The following is a 1,074-nucleotide window of genomic DNA, read 5'->3' as shown; positions in this document are numbered from 1 at the left end:
TGTACCGGTCGCCGTTGGCGTCGCCGCCCGAGCCTTGGCCGCTGACGAGGTTGACGTCGACACCCGCGCCCGAGGCGCTGTAGTCAACCTCGTCGATCCCGGTGCCGCCGTCGATCGTGTCGTTGCCGGCATCACCCGAGAAGGTGTCATTGCCCGCGCCGCCCAGCTGGGAATCGTTGCCGGCTCCGCCGGAGAAAACGTCGTCACCGCCGTTGCCGACCAGCGTGTTATTGCTGGCGTTGCCGGTCAGCGTGTCGTTGAACCCCGTGCCGGTCACGCCCTCGACGTTGCTCAGCACGTCGCCTTCAGCGTCGCCGCCGCTGGCGGCGCCAGTGCCAAGGTTGACATTCACACCCGCTGACGAGCCGCTGTAGTCAATCTGGTCGGCGTTGTCGCCGCCATCGATCGTGTCCGCCCCGGCGCCGCCGGTGATCGTATCGTCTCCCTTGCCGCCGAAAATTGAATCGTCGCCCGCTCCACCTTCCAGCACGTTGGCTGCGTCGCTGCCGGTCAGCGTGTCATTGAAGCTTGAGCCGATTGCGTCTTCAATCGCATTCAGGGTGTCGCCTTCAGCGTCACCGCCCAGACCAGTTCCGGCCTTCAAGTCGATGTTGATCCCGGCAGAGGAGGTGCTGTAATCGACCTGGTCAACGCCACCGCCACCGTCGAGGCTGTCGGCCCCTGCGCCGCCAAGGAGCGTGTCGTTGTCGTTTCCGCCCAGCAACGTATCGCTGCCGTCGCCACCCAAGAGACTGTCGGCGCCGTCATCTCCGGTCAGAACGTTGTCGCTGCCGTCACCGGTCAAAGTATCAGCGAAAGCCGACCCCAACACGTCCTCGATGCCCGAGAGCACGTCGCCCTCGGCATCGCCACCGGTCCCCGTGCCGGTGGTCAGGTCGACATTTACGCCCGAGGTTGAGGCCGAGTAGTCGGTGAAGTCGCTTCCAGTTCCACCAATGAGCGTATCTGCGCCGGCACCGCCAACCAGCGTGTCGTCGCCCGCCCCGCCATCCAGGACGTTATCGCTGCCATCGCCGGTGATGGTGTCGGCGAAGTCTGACCCGGTGACGTTCT

Annotated in this window: 1 protein-coding gene; it reads right to left on the bottom strand. The window is 65.3% G+C overall.

All coding sequences use genetic code 11. The features are described 5' to 3' along the window. Positions 1-1,074, bottom strand: a 1,074-nt coding sequence (locus NO357_RS21280) for a calcium-binding protein (protein WP_306737775.1), incomplete at both ends; no start/stop codon positions are given.

Source organism: Marimonas arenosa, assembly GCF_030848945.1.
GTDB lineage: Bacteria > Pseudomonadota > Alphaproteobacteria > Rhodobacterales > Rhodobacteraceae > Marimonas > Marimonas arenosa.
This window is presented reverse-complemented; position numbering and strand designations above follow the sequence as displayed.